Origin of the sequence: Vineibacter terrae, from assembly GCF_008039615.1 — a bacterium.
GTDB lineage: Bacteria > Pseudomonadota > Alphaproteobacteria > Reyranellales > Reyranellaceae > Vineibacter > Vineibacter terrae.
Map to the genome: position 1 here is coordinate 61,966 of NZ_VDUZ01000036.1, position 15,876 is coordinate 77,841.

General features: G+C 67.9%; 14 protein-coding genes. 3 read left to right on the forward strand and 11 right to left on the reverse strand.

Annotation, left to right across the window (positions count from 1 at the left end; all coding sequences use genetic code 11):
• Positions 1-360 precede the first annotated feature (360 nt).
• On the reverse strand, positions 361-765 hold the full coding sequence (locus tag FHP25_RS27230) for a hypothetical protein (RefSeq protein ID WP_178133813.1): 405 nt from the start codon (positions 763-765) through the stop codon (positions 361-363).
• A gap of 11 nt (positions 766-776) precedes the next feature.
• On the opposite strand from FHP25_RS27230, the gene FHP25_RS27235 reads away from it, so the two are divergent.
• Together FHP25_RS27235 and FHP25_RS27240 are read left to right on the forward strand one after the other, a co-directional pair.
• The gene (locus tag FHP25_RS27235; protein ID WP_147850135.1) at positions 777-1,958 is read left to right on the forward strand and encodes a divergent polysaccharide deacetylase family protein; all 1,182 of its coding nucleotides are present in this window, start codon (positions 777-779) and stop codon (positions 1,956-1,958) included.
• Positions 1,955-2,446 carry an RNA pyrophosphohydrolase gene (locus FHP25_RS27240; protein WP_147850136.1) on the forward strand — a complete coding sequence of 164 codons (492 nt, stop codon included), beginning with the start codon at positions 1,955-1,957 and terminating at the stop codon, positions 2,444-2,446. Before FHP25_RS27235 ends, FHP25_RS27240 begins: the two co-directional genes overlap by 4 nt.
• A gap of 18 nt (positions 2,447-2,464) precedes the next feature.
• On the opposite strand, the gene gpmI is transcribed toward FHP25_RS27240, so the two are convergent.
• The 9 genes from gpmI to FHP25_RS27285 form a co-directional block, all read right to left on the reverse strand.
• Positions 2,465-4,072 carry a 2,3-bisphosphoglycerate-independent phosphoglycerate mutase gene (gene gpmI / locus FHP25_RS27245; protein ID WP_147850137.1) on the reverse strand — a complete coding sequence of 536 codons (1,608 nt, stop codon included), beginning with the start codon at positions 4,070-4,072 and terminating at the stop codon, positions 2,465-2,467.
• Between the two features lie 236 nt (positions 4,073-4,308).
• The gene (locus tag FHP25_RS27250) at positions 4,309-5,937 is read right to left on the reverse strand and encodes an ABC transporter ATP-binding protein (RefSeq protein WP_147850138.1); all 1,629 of its coding nucleotides are present in this window, start codon (positions 5,935-5,937) and stop codon (positions 4,309-4,311) included.
• A gap of 2 nt (positions 5,938-5,939) precedes the next feature.
• Positions 5,940-6,806, reverse strand: a complete 867-nt coding sequence (locus FHP25_RS27255; protein ID WP_408068552.1) for an ABC transporter permease — start codon at positions 6,804-6,806, stop codon at positions 5,940-5,942.
• A 65-nt stretch (positions 6,807-6,871) separates the two neighbouring features.
• On the reverse strand, positions 6,872-7,813 hold the full coding sequence (locus tag FHP25_RS27260) for an ABC transporter permease (RefSeq protein WP_147850139.1): 942 nt from the start codon (positions 7,811-7,813) through the stop codon (positions 6,872-6,874).
• A 32-nt stretch (positions 7,814-7,845) separates the two neighbouring features.
• Positions 7,846-9,432: an ABC transporter substrate-binding protein gene (locus FHP25_RS27265; protein ID WP_147850140.1), complete on the reverse strand. Its 1,587-nt coding sequence runs from the start codon at positions 9,430-9,432 to the stop codon at positions 7,846-7,848.
• Between the two features lie 131 nt (positions 9,433-9,563).
• Positions 9,564-11,147: an ABC transporter substrate-binding protein gene (locus FHP25_RS27270; RefSeq protein ID WP_147850141.1), complete on the reverse strand. Its 1,584-nt coding sequence runs from the start codon at positions 11,145-11,147 to the stop codon at positions 9,564-9,566.
• 119 nt (positions 11,148-11,266) lie between these two features.
• Positions 11,267-12,094 carry an enoyl-CoA hydratase-related protein gene (locus FHP25_RS27275; RefSeq protein ID WP_147850142.1) on the reverse strand — a complete coding sequence of 276 codons (828 nt, stop codon included), beginning with the start codon at positions 12,092-12,094 and terminating at the stop codon, positions 11,267-11,269.
• A gap of 19 nt (positions 12,095-12,113) precedes the next feature.
• A complete protein-coding gene (locus FHP25_RS27280) occupies positions 12,114-13,418 on the reverse strand; it encodes an LLM class flavin-dependent oxidoreductase (RefSeq protein ID WP_147850143.1) in 1,305 nt (434 codons plus the stop codon).
• A gap of 88 nt (positions 13,419-13,506) precedes the next feature.
• A complete protein-coding gene (locus FHP25_RS27285) occupies positions 13,507-14,475 on the reverse strand; it encodes a GlxA family transcriptional regulator (RefSeq protein WP_147850144.1) in 969 nt (322 codons plus the stop codon).
• 96 nt (positions 14,476-14,571) lie between these two features.
• Here FHP25_RS27285 and FHP25_RS27290 point away from each other — a divergent pair, with 96 nt between their 5' ends.
• A complete protein-coding gene (locus FHP25_RS27290; protein WP_147850145.1) occupies positions 14,572-15,273 on the forward strand; it encodes a DJ-1/PfpI family protein in 702 nt (233 codons plus the stop codon).
• On the opposite strand, the gene FHP25_RS27295 is transcribed toward FHP25_RS27290, so the two are convergent.
• Complete coding sequence (locus FHP25_RS27295; RefSeq protein WP_231712495.1) at positions 15,257-15,871, reverse strand: class I SAM-dependent methyltransferase; 615 nt, start codon at positions 15,869-15,871, stop codon at positions 15,257-15,259. The genes FHP25_RS27290 and FHP25_RS27295 overlap by 17 nt on opposite strands.
• Positions 15,872-15,876 lie beyond the last annotated feature (5 nt).

Consider the following 15,876-nt stretch of genomic DNA (forward strand, 5'->3'; position numbering starts at 1 on the left):
CGGCCGGCGGCTTCGCTGCCGGCCCGTGATGGGCTACAGACGCGACCGGCCTGAAGCGTTGTCGCAGAACGCGCAGAGAAGGCCTGGATCAGGGCGCGTCTCTGCTAAGATGCGCCCGCTGTCGGCCCTGCCGGCATGTGTAGCGGAGCGTCAGTATGACCAGGCAAGCCCCCTCGCCATGGCAGGCAACCAGACTTCGGTCGCGCGGTGGCCGTCGGGCAGGACCTTATGCGGCAGGCGCCGCGGCTGCGGTGCTGTTGCTGGGCGTGGGCGTGCTTGGCGTCGGCCTCCTCGGCGGTATTCCCTGGCGTGATGCTGCACGCGCCGTCGCCGGACCGCGCCAGCTGACGGCGACGCTGATCATTCCGCCAGTGCCGGAAGCGGCTGCGCCGCGACCGGCCAATCGCCCGACGCTGGTCCAGCATGGCGGTTCTTCTCCGCCACCGGTGGAGAGCCCGGCCGCGCCTCCGGCGTCGCCACCCCCGGCAGCGCCAGCGCCGGTCGAGACGCCGCCCCCGGCACCGTCGATATCACCACCAGCAGCCGCGACCACGCCGCCGCCGGCACCGGCATCGCCACCCGACGCCGCGAGCGCGCCGCCAGCACCGTCATCGCCGCCTGCTGCTGTGGCCACGCCGCCCTCACCACCGGCGTCGCCGGAGCCTGAAAAAGCGCCATCATTGCCGCCGGCAACGCCGTCGCCTTCGGTTGCCGAGGCGCCGCCGGCCGCGCCAACGCCGGCACCGGAGCAGGCACCTCCATCATCTGCTCCGCCGGTGCCGCCGGCGGCTGCCGACAGCGCCACGGCCACGCCGCCACCTGCGATACCAGCAACCGAGCCGGCGCCGGCCGTTCCTGCCCAGCCACCGCCAGTCGCCGCCGACACCGCACCGCCACCTGCCACGGCCAAGGATGCGCCCCCGGCGTCGCCGTCGACTGGGCCGTCAACCGAGGCGCCGGCGCCTTCCGGCAGCGCCGGCGCCACCGTGCCTGCCGCCCCGTCCGACAAGCCTCCCACCGAGGCGGCTGTCCCGACGCCGGCGCCGCTCGTGGCGCTGATCGCCGCCAACGGCTTGCCGGCGCCGCCACCCGAAAAGCCGGCGGTGCCGGCGCGCTGCCCGCCGCTCGATCCCGCGGCACTGGTCGAGTGGACCCCGGTCGGCCGGCTGCCGCGCATTGATGCCAATGGCTGCATGCCGTGGCTCGCCAACGCTGCCGCTTTCAACTATCGCGAGACGCGTCCGCGCGTCGGCGTGATTGTGCTCGGGCTAGGCAAGGATCCGCAGCTCACCCAGCGCGCCATCGATGCGCTGCCGCCGCGCATCTCGCTGGGGTTCGCATCCGATGCGCCTTGGCTTGATCGCTGGATCGACCGCGCGCGTGCCCGCGGGCACGAAGTGCTGGTGATGCTGCCGGTGCAGGCACCCGACAAGCCGCGTGACTCGACATGGCCGCCGCTGCGCGCCGATGTTGCGCCGGAGGAGAACATGCGGCGGCTGCACACGCTGCTCGCCCGCGCCGGCGCCGGCTATATCGGTGTGATCGTGCCGACCACGACGCCACTGAGCAGCACCGACGCGGCCTTGCGTCCGTTGCTCAAGGAGGTCGGCGACCGAGGGCTGCTGGTTCTCGAGACCTTCCGAACCGGCCGGACGGTCTACCAGACCAGCAAGGAGCTGGGCGTGCCGTATAGCAGCGACGCCGGCTGGATCGACCGCAAGAGCGAGCCGGATGAGATCACGGCCAACCTCCAGGCGCTGGAGGAGTTCACGTTGGTGAACCGCTTCGCGCTTGCTGTCGCCACGGCGCAGCGGGAGACCATCGAGCGGCTGATTGCGTGGTCGAAGGATATCGAGACGCGCGGAATTGCCCTGGCGCCGGTGACCGGCCTCACCGAATGCGTGGACCTGTGCGCCGAGCGCGTCCGCAAGGCGATGGTCGGCGGCGGTGGGCGATGAAGCGCAGCGACGATCTGCCGAAAGGCTATCGCCCCAATGTCGGCATCATGCTGATCGCGCCGGACCGGCGTGTCTGGATCGGCCAGCGTTTTGATAGGAATCCCGATGCCGATCAGGCTGGCTGGCAGATGCCGCAGGGAGGCATCGACAAGGGCGAGACTGCGGTCGTGGCGGCACGGCGTGAGCTCGAGGAGGAGGTCGGCACGGACAAGGCCGATATCATGCGCGAAAGCGCCACGTGGCTCGCCTACGACCTGCCGCCGACCCTGGCCAGGTCGTTGTGGAAAGGCCGCTTCCGCGGCCAGGCCCAGAAATGGGTGGCGATGCGTTTCACCGGCAGCGATGCGGACATCGACATCGCGACCGAGCACCCCGAGTTCCGCGCCTGGCGGTGGGCGCCGGCAGTCGATCTGCCGGGACTGATCGTGCCCTTCAAGCGTGACGTCTACCGCGCCGTGCTGGCCGAGTTCGCCGATCTGTTGGGGTGATGAGCCGCGCGTCGCGGACTATGCCACCTTGCGCGCCGCCTCCTGGCGCATGGCGGCCGGCACTGTCAGGACATGGTCGCGCGGCGTCGCGCGCAGGAGCGATTGTCCGGTCATCTCCGCCGGCTGCTTGATCCCCATCAGCGCCAGCAGGGTCGGGGCAACGTCAGCCAGGCGGCCATCGGCCAGCGACACCACGCCGGCCGGCGCGTTGAAGAGGACGGCGGGCACCTTGTTCAGCGTGTGCTGCGTATGCGGCTGGTTGGTTTCGTAGTCGAAGAGCTGCTCGACATTGCCGTGATCGGCGGTCACCAGCAGCGTGCCACCGGCCCGCTGGACGGCATCCATCAGGCGGCCCAGGCTTGAGTCCACGGTTTCGACCGCTTTCACGGCAGCGGCGAAGACACCGCTATGGCCGACCTGGTCGGTGTTGGCGTAGTTCACCACGATAAGGTCGAAGCGCTTGGCATCGATCGCTTCCACCAGACGGTCGGTGACCTCCGGCGCGCTCATCTCGGGCTTCAGGTCGTAGGTCGCGACCTTGGGCGAGGGAACCAGGATGCGGTCCTCGCCGGGGAAGACTCGCTCCTCGCCGCCGTTCAGGAAGAACGTGACATGCGCGTACTTCTCGGTCTCGGCGATGCGCAGCTGCGTCAGACCGGCTTTGGACACCGTCTCGCCCAGGCCGTTGGCGATGGCGATCGACGGGAACAGCGTGTCGAGGAAGGCGTTGAGCGCCGTCGAGTACTCGGTGAGCCCCAGCGCGCCGGCGAACGATACGACGCGCGGCCGGGGGAAGCCGTCGAACAGCGGGTCGAGCAGCGCCGTCAGGATCTCGCGCGCCCGATCGGCGCGGAAGTTGCCCATGAGCACGCCGTCGCCGTCCTTCATACCGTCGTACCCGGCGATCACGGTGGGCAGGACGAACTCGTCGGTGGTCTTGGCCGCGTAGCCCTGGGCCACGGCAGCGTCGGGCGTGTCGGCGCGCTCGCCCTGCGCGTCGGTGAGCGCGACATAGGCCTTGGTGACCCGATCCCAACGCTTGTCGCGGTCCATGGCGTAGAAGCGGCCGGACACGGTGCCGATCGTGATCGGCAGGCCGGGCTTGAGAGCCGCCTGCAGGTCGGCAAGGTATTCGCGCGCGCTCTGCGGCGGTGTGTCGCGGCCGTCAAGGAAGGCGTGCACGCGCACATGCACACCGGCTGCGGCCACGATGTTGGCCAGGGCCGCGATATGGTCCTGGTGGCTGTGCACGCCGCCAGGCGAAACCAGCCCCATCACGTGGCAGGCGCCGCCGCTGGCCTTCAGCTTGGCGATGAAATCCTGCAGGGCGGGGCCCTTGGCCAGGCTGCCGTCGGCGATCGCCCGATCGATCCGCGGCAGGTCCTGCATGACGACCCGGCCGGCGCCGAGATTCATGTGGCCGACCTCGGAATTGCCCATCTGCCCCTGGGGCAGGCCGACATAGAGTTCCGAGGCGTCGATCAACCCCTGCGGGCAGGTCGACACCAGCCGGTCGAAATTTGGGGTGCGCGCCGCGAGGACGGCGTTGTCGCGCGGATCGAGCCGGTGGCCCCAGCCGTCCAGGACACACAGCACGACGGGGCGGGGGGCGATCGGTTGCGCCATGAAACGACCTCAAGCTGGCAATCCCACCGTCCCCGGCGGGCCTAAGCCTGATGGGTATAGGCGCTGCCGGCGCATTGCTCCAGTGACCATATCCTCTCCCGCGCGCGGGCTAGGAAGGGGCCCATCGCGAAGCGATGGGAAGGTGAGGGGCCAGGGACGAAGTGCCTTGCATGGAGCCCTCACCCGTCGAGCGCTTCGCGCTCGCCGACCTCTCCCGCCGGCGGGAGAGGTGGAGGCTAAGCGGCCTCGAACTTGCCGAACTCCCAATCGCGCCCCGGAGCGGCGGCGAGGAGGGCCTGGGTGTAGGCGTGCTGCGGCCGCAGGAAGACGTCGGCGGCCGGCCCGTACTCCACGACCTTGCCCTTCTCCATCACGGCGACCTCGTCGCAGACCTGGGCTGCCACCCGCAGGTCATGGGTGATGAACAGCATGGCAAGGTTCATCCGCTCGCGGATCTCGTCCAGCAGCTTCAGCACCTGCGCCTGCACCGAGACATCCAGCGCCGACACGGCCTCGTCCGCGATCAGCACCTCCGGCTCCATCGCGAGCGCGCGGGCGATGCAGATGCGCTGGCGCTGGCCGCCCGAGAACTGGTGCGGGTAGCGATCGAGGGCATCGGGGTCCAGCCGCACCGTTTCCATCAGGGTGCGGGCACGCTGGGTTGCTGCCGACCGCGAGGCGCCGAAGTTCATCGGCCCTTCGACGATCGATTCGCCGACCGTGCGACGGGGATTGAGGGAGCGGTAGGGATCCTGGAACACGATCTGGATCCGGCGGCGATGCCGGCGCAGCAACCGCTGCGGCAGCAGCGCCACATCGTCCTCGCCCAGTGTCACCCGGCCTTCGGTCGGATCGATCAGCCTCGCGATGCAGCGTGCGACGGTGGACTTGCCGGAACCCGACTCGCCTACGATCCCCAGCGACTCGCCTTGCCGAACCACGATGCTGACGTTGTCGACGGCGCGCACGGTGCGCGCCTTCTGGAACATGCCGCCGCCGCCATAGACCTTGGTCAGCTTCTCGGTGCGCAGCACCGTGCGGGCGCCGTCGTGCCGCGGGCGCTCGGCCGGCAGCATGCTGGGCACGGACGAGATCAGCATGCGGGAGTAGGGATGGCGCGGTCGCGACAGGATGTCGTGTGTCGGTCCTGCTTCCACCAGCTCGCCCAGGCGCAGCACGGCGACGCGATGGGCGATGTCGCAGACGACGCCGAAATCATGGGTGATGAACAGGACGCCCATGTTCTTGTCGCGCTGGATGTCCTTGATCAGCTCGAGGATCTGCGCCTGGGTGGTGACGTCGAGCGCCGTCGTCGGCTCGTCGGCGATCAGCAGGGTCGGCTCCAGCACCAGCGCCATCGCGATCATGACGCGTTGGCGCTGACCGCCGGAGAGCTGGTGCGGATAGGAATCATAGATGCGCGGCGGGTCGGGCATGCTGACCCGCTCGAACACGCGGATGATCTTGTCCTTGCGTTGCTGCGGCTCGAGCTGGGTATGCGTGCGCAGCACTTCGTCGATCTGGTCGCCGCAGGTCATGACGGGATTGAGCGCCGTCATCGGCTCCTGGAAGATCATCGACATGCGCACGCAGCGCAGCTCGCGCAGACGGTTCTCGGTGGCGTGGGCGATCTCCTCGCCCTCGAGCCGGATCTCACCGCCGGTGACCGGCAGCGACTTGGGCAGCAGGCCCATCACGGCCTGGGCGATCACGGACTTGCCGGAGCCGGACTCCCCCACCAGGCAGACGATCTCGCCGGGATTGATGACGACGCTGACCTTCTCGACCGCATGCGGCCGGTCGCTGCCTTTGGGCAGCGCGATCGAGAGGTCGCGGATCTCGAGGACAGGGTGGTTCGAAGCCATGGTCAGACGCGCTTGCTCATCTTGGGGTCGAGCGTGTCGCGCAAGCCGTCGCCCAGCATGTTCACGGCCAGCACAGTGAGCGCCAGGAAGATCGCCGGGAACAGGATGTTGTGCGGATACACGCGGAAGAACTGGCGCCCCTCGGCCATGATGTTGCCCCAGGTCGGGGTGTCGGTCGGTATGCCGATGCCGAGGAAGCTCAGCGTCGCCTCGGCAAGGATGGCCGACGCGCAGATGAAGGTGCCCTGCACGATCACCGGCGCCACCGTGTTGGGCATCACGTGCCGCCACAGGATCTTGTGCAAGGGCGTGCCGACCGAGACCGCCGCCTCGACATAGGGCTCCTCGCGGATGGTCAGCACGACGGATCGCACCAAGCGTACGACACGGGGTATTTCCGGCACGACGATGGCGAAGATCACGGTGCCGAGACCGGCGCGGAAGAGCGACACGAGGCCGATGGCCAGCAGGATGCCGGGTATGGCCATCAGGCCGTCCATGATGCGCATGATGAAGCCGTCAAGCCATCGGATGTAGCCGGACAGCAGGCCGATCAGCACGCCGACGGCGATGCTGATGGCGCCCACGGCAAAGCCGACGACCAGCGATACCCGGGCGCCGTACATGACCCGGCTGTAGATGTCGCGGCCCAGGCTGTCGGTGCCCATCAGCGTCGTGCGCTGCGTGGTGGACCCGTCGTCATTGCGCACGGTGATCTCGACGCCCGGCTTCTTGTTGCGCACCGTCGGGTCGATCTGCGCCGGCGGCACCGTGCCGAGCAGCGGCGCGCACAGGCCGATCAGGACCATCAGCAGCACGATGCTACCGCCGATCAGCACGCTGGTATGCCGCAGCAGTCGGATCCAGATGCTGGGACGTGCAACAGCGGCCGCGCGTGCTGCGGCGGCGTCGACTTCGTTTTCGAGGGCGACGGTCAATAGCGGATCCTCGGATCGAGCACGCTGTAGGCCAGGTCGATGACCAGGTTGACCAGCACATAGACGACGCTGAACATCAGGATCACGACCTGGATCACCGGGAAGTCTCGCGCCAGCACCGCGTCCACGGTCAGGCGGCCGATGCCGGGGATGTTGTAGACGCTCTCCGTCACCACCACGCCGCCGATCAGCAGCGCGATGCCGATGCCGATCACGGTGATGATCGGCACGGCGGCATTGCGCAACGCATGGCGCAGCAGCACGATCCGCGCCGGCAGGCCCTTGGCGCGCGCCGTGCGGATATAGTCCTCACCCAGCGTCTCGATGACGCTGGCGCGGGTGATGCGGGAGATCAGCGCGATGTAGATCACCGCCAGGGTGATGCTGGGCAGGATCAGGCGTATGATGAAGTCGCCGAAGCCTTCGGATATTCGCCGGTATCCTTGCACCGGCAGCCATCCCAGCACGATCGCGAAGACGTAGATCAGGAGGTAGCCGATGACGAACACCGGCACCGAGAACCCCATCACGGAAAAACCCATGACGATGCGGTCGACCCAGCTGCCCTGACGCGCAGCGGCCAGGACGCCGACCGGCACGGCGATCAGGACCGCCAGGATGATCGTGCAGAGCGACAGCATCAGTGTCGGCTCGACCCGCTGCAGGATCAGCTCGGCGACCGTCTTCTTGAAGAAGAACGACTCGCCGAAGTCACCGACCAGAACCCGGCTCGACCAGATGAAGAACTGCGACCACAGCGGCTCGTTCAAGCCGAGCTTGGCGCGGATCGCGTCGACCTGGTCGGCGGTCGCGTTGTCGCCGGCGATGATGGCGGCCGGGTCGTCCTTGGTCATGCGCAGCAGCATGAACGCGAACACCGCCACAAAGAGCAGCACCGGAATCGTGGCGATCAGGCGTCGGACGATAAAGGCGAACATCAAACCATCCTGACGTTGGGCGACGGGCCGGCTCAGGAGCCGGTCTTCTCGATGTTCCAGAAGACGGGCACCGGCGCCTTCAACCAGCCCTTGATGTTGTTGCGATGGGCGCCAGGACCATACCACTGGCCGATCCAGCCGTATTGCGCCGTCTCCAGCGCACGCAGCTGCACCTTCTCTGCCAGCGCCTTCTGCTTGACCGGATCCGTCTCCCTGGCGAATGCGTCACGCAGCTTTTCCATTTCCGGGTCGGTCGGCCAGCCGAACCAGCTTTTGTCGCCGGCCGCCACCATGTACGAGGTCGAGATCGGGTTCAGCACATCGGCTGAAACGGAGTAGGTGTGCAGGATGTTCCAGCCGCCCTTGTCGGCCGGATCCTTCTTGGTGCGCCGCGAGACCAGCGTCTGCCAATCCATCGACTGCATGTCGACCTTGAAGCCACCCTTCTCGAGCAGCGCCTTGGTCACCGGCGCGGTGTTGGTGAGGATGGGCAGCGTGGTCGACTGCATCACCACCACGGGCGTGCCGTCGTAGCCGGCTTCCTTGAGCAGGGCCTTCGATTTCTCGAAGTCCGACTTCAGCAGGATCTCGCCGCCCTTGTCGGTTGCGAACGGCGTGCCACAGATGAACACTGCGGCGCAGACTTTGTAGTAGGCCGGATCGCCCACCGTCGCCTTCAGGTAGTCTTCCTGATTTATGGCATACAGCGCCGCGAGCCGGATCTTGGGATTGTCGAACGGCTTCACGACATGGTTGAAGCGGATGATGAACTGATGTCCCAGCGGGTTCCAGTCGTCGATGACGACGCTCTTGTCCGCCTTCAGCATGGGCAGCAGGTCATGCGGCGGCGCCTCGATCATGTCGATCTCGCCGGCAAGCAGCGCGTTGGCCTGGATCTGCACGTCCGGCATCTCGATCAGCTCGACGCGGTCGACCTTGACCACCTTGCCGCCGGCAAGACCGGACGCGGGCTCGGCCCGCGGCTTGTATTTGGGATTCTTGATGTAGACGTGCTTCTCGCCGGGCTTCGACTCGTCGGTCTTGTAGATGAACGGTCCCGAGCCGATCTGGCTCTTGATCTGCTCCATCGGGCTCGTCTCGGCGACGCGCTTTGGCATCATGAACGGCACGTTCGACGATGGCTTGCCCAGGGATTCGAGAAGCAGTCCGTACGGCTCCTTGAGAACGATCTCGAATGTCTTGGCGTCGACGGCCTTCAGCTCCTTCACGAAATCCCAGAGCTTCAGGCCCATCGCATCGCGCGCCGCCCAGCGCTTGAGCGACGCGATGCAGTCCTCGCCGGTCACCGGCTGACCGTCGTGCCACTCCAGCCCGTCGCGCAGCGTGAAGGTCCATGTCAGCTTGTCGCCGCTCACCTTCCAGGTATCGACCATCTGCGGCTTGACCACGTTGTCGGCATCGGTCGCAAACAACGTGTCGTAGATCAGGTATCCGTGGTCGCGCGTGACGTAGGCCGTCGTCCAGATCAGATCGAGGATGGTCAGGTTGCCGCTCTTGACGACGCGCAGCGTGGTTTGCGCAAACGCGCCGCTGGATATCAACGCGGCCAGCCCAGCGGCTGCCAGCGCGCGCTTCAAGGTAGTGGTGACGAACGCCATGGTGCCTCCCGAAGATCTTGGCGGGCGCGGTCGTCGACGGTGGCCCCGTCTGTTGTCAGCAAATCCTGTGCCGCGTCCTTCTCTCCTGACAGCAACGCGGCGGAGCTGAGCTCCGCCGCGTTCACTTCGCATTATTTCTTGGTGACGTTCCAGAACACGGGGACGGCGCCCACCAGGTTGCCGTCGACGTTCGAGCGTCGGGCCAGCGGCTGGTACCACTGGCCCAGATGCGCATGGGTCGGGTACTCCACCCAGCGCTTCTGCACGGCTTCGGCGATCGCCTTCTGCTTGACAGGGTCGCTTTCACGCGAGAACTGGTCGCGCAGCTTCTCCAGCTGCTCGTCGCAGGGCCAGCCGAACATCGCCTTGTCGCACGAGGCGTTGAGGAAGCCGGCCATCACCGGATTGAGGATGTCGGCTGCCACCCACGAGGTGAGGAAGGCATGCCAGCCGCCGGCATTGGGCGGGTCCTTCTTGGAGCGGCGTGCCACCAGCGTCTGCCAGTCCATCGACTGCATGTCGACCTTGAAGCCGGCCTTCTCGAGCTGGACCTTGGCGACCGGCGCAAGGTTGGTCAGCACCTGCAGGTCGGTCGACTGCATCAGCACGATGGGCGTGCCGTCGTAGCCGGCCTCCTTCAGGAGCTGCTGCGCCTTGGCGGCATCGCCGTTGAGCACGCCGTCCATGCCGGCGGTGGTCTCCAGCGGCGTGCCGCAGATGAACATCGCCTTGCAGACCTTGTACCACTGCTTGTCGCCGACCACAGCCTGCAGGAACGGCTCCTGGCTCAGCGCCACGAGCGCTGCGGTGCGGATCTTGGGATTGTCGAACGGCTTGTGCAGGGTGTTGAAGCGCATCGTGAACTGGTTGCCGGTCGGGTTCCAGTTGAACAGGTTGATGCTCTTCTCGGCGGCCAGGATCGGCAGCAGATCATGGCCCGGCGATTCGATCATGTCGATCTCGCCGCTGATCAACGCGTTCACCTGGGTCTGCACGTCGGCGATCCAGACCCATTCGACCCGGTCGAGCTTCACCACCTTGCCGCCGGCCAGCCCCGAAGGGGGCTCGCTGCGCGGCTTGTATTTGGCGTTCTTGACGTAGACCACCTTCTCGCCCGGCTTCCATTCGTCGGCCTTGAAGATGAAGGGGCCGGAGCCGATCACGTCGGTCGGCTTGATCTGCGTGTTGGGATCGGTCTCGGCGACGCGCTTGGGCATCATGAAGGGCACGTTCGACGACGGCTTGCCCAGCGACTGCAGCACCAGCCCGTACGGTTCCTTCAGCACCAGCTGGAAGGTCTTGGCGTCGACGACCTTGAGCTCCTTGGTGGTGCCCATGAGCTTCTGGCCCATCGAGTCCTTGGCGCCCCAGCGCTTGATCGAGGCGACACAATCCTCGGCCGTGACGGGCGTGCCGTCATGCCATTCCAGGCCGTCGCGCAAGGTGAACGTGTAGGTCAGCTTGTCGGCCGACACGTCCCACTTGTCGACCATCTGCGGCTTGACCTCGAACTTCTCATCCATGGCGAACAGCGTGTCCCAGACGAGATAGCCGTGATTGCGCACGATGTAGGCCGTGGTCCAGATCGGATCGAGGATCTTCAGATCCGAATGCATCACCACGCGCAGAGTCTGCGCTGACGCTGGCGGCGCCATCGCTATCGCACCGGCCACCAGAGCCGCACCGACCAAACGCTTCCACAAAGACATGAGCATCCCCCTAGTCAGTCATTGATTGCACACACACGATTTATCCCACCCTAGCACCCCAACCGGCGCTGACAAGGCCGAAGCGCAGCCATCACCTCCATGCACGGTCTGTACCAATGGCTGCGTCAGCTGTGCCGGCGCTCACCGGCCTGAAATCGCGGCGGTCGCTTCTCGACGAAGGCGCGCACCGCTTCCTTGTGATCCTCTGTGCGCATGCAGCGCACCAGGCGCTCCGCCTCGCGCTCGATCGCGGTTGCATGATCGATGTGAAGCGCCTCATCGAGATTGTCCTTGATGCTGTGCAGCGCAGCGCGCGGCCCCTGGGCCAGCGACCGTGCAAAGGCGAAGGCTTCTTCCCGCAGCCTGTCGTTCGGCACGACGCGGTTCACCAGGCCGATGCGCTCGCAGCGGCCGGCATCGACGCGCTCGGCGGTGAGCATCAGCTCGCGCGCTCGCGTCGGGCCGACGGTGCGCGTCAGCAGCCACGCAATGCCGTAGTCGCCTGATAGGCCGATCTTTGCGTAGCCGGTGCTGACGACGGCCGAAGCGGCTGCGATGCGGATGTCGCAGGCCAGCGCGATGGCGAGGCCGGCGCCGGCGGCGGCGCCCGGCAATGCGGCGATGGTCGGCTTGCGCAGGCCGACCAGGGCGCCCGTGACCGCCGCATGCTGCCATTTCAGCTCGGCGACCCGTTCCTCGACACTCATGTCCTTCTTGGCGCTGCGATCACCCATGCCCTTGACGTCGCCGCCGCTGCAGAAGGCAGAGCCGGCGCCGGTGATCAGCAGGGCGCCGACCTCGGGATCGGCGCCGCGCTCCTTGATCTGCGCGCGCAGCGCCGGCCGCATCTGGTCCGACAGCGCATTGCGTGCCTCCGGTCGGTTGAGCGTGATCACCGCCACGCCGTCTTTGATCGTGCAGAGAAGCTCGGTCGTCCCGGTATCGATATCCATGATCACTCTCTCCCAAACGCTACTGCGCAGCCTCAACCTTCCTGGATGGATCCTGCAGGGGCACGTTGATGTCGCCGCGGCCGAAATCGGCGACCTTGCCGTCCTGCGATATCTCCGCCTGCTGGCTGGTGGCCACGACCTGGCGGCCCAGCGCCATGTAGGTCGGCACCTCGTCGTCGGTGAGCGCGCGCATCTTCTGCTTGCGCGCCATGGCCTGCTCGAGATAGGGCGCCAGCATCTCGAGCTTCCGGGCCTCGCGCTCGGCCGCCCGCTCCTTGAATTCCGGCATGATGTCGCGGCCGAACAGCTCCAGCGACTCGCAGATATGGTCGTGGCGGTTGTTGCCGCCCTGCTGGACGAAGCAGACCTGATCGACGCCGGCCTCGGCGAAGCCGCGCAGATGCCGCCGCACCTCGTCGGGCGTGCCGATGCCGCGCGCTTCGTTGGTGGGCATCATGCCGCGTGCGGCCTGGTACTTCTGCCACACGTCGGTGCGGCCCGGCTTGTGCTCACCGAAGATATAGAAATGGCCCAGCGCGAAGCCGAAGAACATGAAGCCGTCGAGCCCGCGCTTCAGCGCCTCGTCCTTGTCGGGATGGACCGAGAAGCCGCTGACCATGCAGATGTTCGGGTTGATGCTGTGCCCGATCGGCACGCACTCGGTCTTGAGGATGCGGTAGTAGTCGTCGACCCAGTGCCTAGCCTCGGCCGGATCGACAAAGGCGAAGGTCAGCGCGCCGATGCCGCAGCGCGCCGCCAGATGGATGGTCTCGCGCTTGGAGCAGGCGATCCAGATCGGCGGGTGCGGCCGCTGCACCGGCTTGGGCACGACATTGCGGCAGGGCATCGAGAAGTACTTGCCCTCGAAGCCGGGATACGGGCTCATCACCATCATGTTGGCGGTCTGCTCGACCGCCTCGGCCCACATCGCGCGCTTCTCCTCGACCGGCACGCGGAAGCCGCCCAGCTCCATCAGCGACGAGGATTCGCCCGTGCCCCAGTCGACCCGGCCGTTGGAGACGATGTCCAGCGTGGCGATGCGCTCGGCGACCCGCGCCGGATGGTTGTAGCCGGGCGGCGACAGGCAGATGCCGTGGCCCAGGCGGATGTTCCTGGTGCGCTGCGAGCAGGCGGCCAGGAACACTTCCGGTGCCGAGGAGTGCGAGTACTCCTCGAGGAAATGGTGCTCGACCTCCCAGGCGTAGTCGATGCCCAGGCGGTCGGCGAGCTCGACCTGCTCCAGCGCCTCGTGGAACAGCTTCTGCTCGGCCCCGTCGGTCCATGGCTTGGGCAGCTGGTGCTCGTAGAAGATCCCGAACTTCATCGCCGCATTCCTTCCCTTGGCAGGATCCTTTGGCGGCGAGCCTATCAGCGCATGACGGGAGCGTCACCGTTGCCGGGCGCAGACGGTGTCATGCCGCGAAACCGGCACGATAGGCGCGCGGCGACACACCGAGATGGCGATGGAAGGTGCGGCGCAGCCGGTCGGGATCGCCGAAGCCGGAGGCATGGGCCACGATGCCGATCCGGGTTTCGGCGCCTTCGAGCTGGCGGCGTGCCGCCTCCAGCCGCAGCCGTGCCACGGCCTTGGCTGGCGTCACGCCGGTCTTGGCGCGGTAGACCCGTGCGAAATGGCGCGCGCTCATGCCGGCGCGCGCCGCCAGCGCCTCAACCGACAGGTCGGCATCGAGGTTGGCGGCGATCCATTGGTGCAGCGCATCGAACGTGCCGTCGTCGGCGCTCTGGGCGCGCAAGGTCTCGCTGAACTGCGACTGGCCGCCGGGGCGGCGGGCGTAGACCACCAGGTGCCGCGCGACGCGCATCGCCAGCGCCCGGCCGAGGTCCTCTTCGATCAGCGCCAGCGCCAGGTCGATGCCGGCGGTGACGCCGGCCGAGGTGAAGAGCTTGCCGTCGCGGATGAAGATGGCGTCGGCATCGACACGCACCTGCGGGAAGCGTTCCGCCAGCCGGCGGCACTCGCGCCAATGCGTCGTCGCTGCCCGTCCGTCCAGCAGGCCGGCGGCGGCGACCAGGAAGGCGCCGGTGCAGACCGAGCCGGCCCGGCGTGCCGCCGTCGCGCGCCGCCGCACCCAGTCGACATGCCGGGGATCGCGGGATGCGTCGTGCACACCGGGGCCGCCGGGCACGACGAGCGTGTCGGCCATCAGGCGGGCCGCCTGCTGGAACGACACGGTCTGGATGTGCAGGCCGGATGAGCTCGCCACCAGGCCGCCGTCGCGCGACACCACGACCGGCCGATAGGCGGCCACGCCGCTGAGCTCCGAAGCCGTCGCGAAGCTCTGCAGGGGCCCGGTAACGTCGAGCAGCTGGAAGCGGTCGAAGGCGAGGAAGGCGATGGTGCGCTGCGGCTTGTGGCCCATGGACGCCTCTGGCAGGAATTGCCGGGACTATGTCATTCCCGCCACTGCATGTCAGGCCTATCCTTCGCCCGCTTGCGCCGTTCCAGGAGGGTGATCATGGCCGCCACGCCGTTTCGGGTCGGGTTCCTGCTGTTCCCCGACATCACGCAGCTCGACATGACCGGGCCGTACGAGGTGCTGACCAAGCTGCCCGGCGCCGAGGTCCACCTGGTGTGGAAGAACCGCGAGGCGGTGCGGGCCGCCGGCGGCATGCAGATCGTGCCGACCATCACCTATGCCGACTGCCCGCAGCTGGATCTGGTCTGCGTGCCCGGCGGCGCCGGCATGAACGCGCTGCTGGAGGACGAGGAGACGCTGTCGTTCCTGCGCCGCCAGGCCGCCGGCGCCCGCTACGTGACGTCGGTGTGCACCGGCTCCCTGGTGCTGGGCGCCGCCGGGCTGCTGCAGGGCAAGCGCGCCGCGACACACTGGATGTCGATGGACATGCTGAAGGCCTTCGGCGCGATTCCCGTGCCCGAGCGGGTCGTGGTCGACGGCAACACCATCACCGGCGGCGGCGTCACGGCCGGCATCGATTTCGGCCTGACCGTGGCGGCCCAGGTCGCCGGGCCGGAGGCGGCCAAGGCGATCCAGCTGGGCATCGAGTACGACCCACAGCCGCCCTTCGATGCCGGCTCGCCGACGGGGGCCGGCGCGGCGCTGACCGAGATGGTCACGCAGGCGGCGGCGTCGCGCCAGGCCGAGCGCGCGGCGGCCGTGGCCCGGGCCGCGGCGCGCCTGGCTAAGCCCGCCGCGTGAAGCGCCACACCACCGCGGGCGGCAGGTTGGACCACACCCGCCGGCCGCGGGTGGCGTCCAGCTGCAGGCGCCGCAGCAGCTCGGGCGGCACCGGCGAGGTCGGGCCATAGGTGAACTGCACCAGCGCACCGCCCGGCGGCAGCACCGCCACGGCGCCGGTGACGATCGCCTCGACCACCGGCGCCGGCATGGCCAGCAGCGGCAGGCCCGAGACGACGGCGCCGACCGGCGCTACGCTGTGGGCGGCCAGCAGCTCGGGCAGGCGCGCAGCATCGCCGTTCAGCAGGCGCAGCGACGGGAAGGCGTGCTTGAGGTGCGCATGCAGCTCGGTGTCGAGCTCGACCGGCACCAGCAGCCGGTCGGGCAGGCCGGCGGCCAGCAGGGCGCGCGTGATGCTGCCGGTGCCGGCGCCGAGCTCGATCACGACGTGATCGGCAGGCAGGCCGGCGAGGGCGGCGCGCGCCATGGCGCGGCCCAGCGCCTGGCTGCTGGGCGTGACGCTGCCCATGCTCAGCGGGCGGCGCAGCCAGCGCTTCAGGAACACCGCGCGATCGCGCGTCGTGGTCGCCGGCATGGGGCGGCCGTCATTCGTCGTCATGCGAC

What these genes read in the sequence shown, in the direction of transcription:
- FHP25_RS27275 (WP_147850142.1), bottom strand. Translation starts at nt 12,094, where the DNA reads ATGGATATCGATACCGGGACGACCGAGCTTCTCTGCACGATCAAAGAC.
- FHP25_RS27230 (WP_178133813.1), bottom strand. Translation starts at nt 765, where the DNA reads ATGATGGAGGTGCCTGCTCCGGTGCCGGCGTTGGCGCGGCCGGCGGCG.
- FHP25_RS27240 (WP_147850136.1), top strand. Translation starts at nt 1,955, where the DNA reads ATGAAGCGCAGCGACGATCTGCCGAAAGGCTATCGCCCCAATGTCGGC.
- FHP25_RS27280 (WP_147850143.1), bottom strand. Translation starts at nt 13,418, where the DNA reads ATGAAGTTCGGGATCTTCTACGAGCACCAGCTGCCCAAGCCATGGACC.
- FHP25_RS27250 (WP_147850138.1), bottom strand. Translation starts at nt 5,937, where the DNA reads ATGGCTTCGAACCACCCTGTCCTCGAGATCCGCGACCTCTCGATCGCG.
- FHP25_RS27265 (WP_147850140.1), bottom strand. Translation starts at nt 9,432, where the DNA reads ATGGCGTTCGTCACCACTACCTTGAAGCGCGCGCTGGCAGCCGCTGGG.
- gpmI (WP_147850137.1), bottom strand. Translation starts at nt 4,072, where the DNA reads ATGGCGCAACCGATCGCCCCCCGCCCCGTCGTGCTGTGTGTCCTGGAC.
- FHP25_RS27270 (WP_147850141.1), bottom strand. Translation starts at nt 11,147, where the DNA reads ATGCTCATGTCTTTGTGGAAGCGTTTGGTCGGTGCGGCTCTGGTGGCC.
- FHP25_RS27295 (WP_231712495.1), bottom strand. Translation starts at nt 15,871, where the DNA reads ATGACGACGAATGACGGCCGCCCCATGCCGGCGACCACGACGCGCGAT.
- FHP25_RS27260 (WP_147850139.1), bottom strand. Translation starts at nt 7,813, where the DNA reads ATGTTCGCCTTTATCGTCCGACGCCTGATCGCCACGATTCCGGTGCTG.
- FHP25_RS27290 (WP_147850145.1), top strand. Translation starts at nt 14,572, where the DNA reads ATGGCCGCCACGCCGTTTCGGGTCGGGTTCCTGCTGTTCCCCGACATC.
- FHP25_RS27285 (WP_147850144.1), bottom strand. Translation starts at nt 14,475, where the DNA reads ATGGGCCACAAGCCGCAGCGCACCATCGCCTTCCTCGCCTTCGACCGC.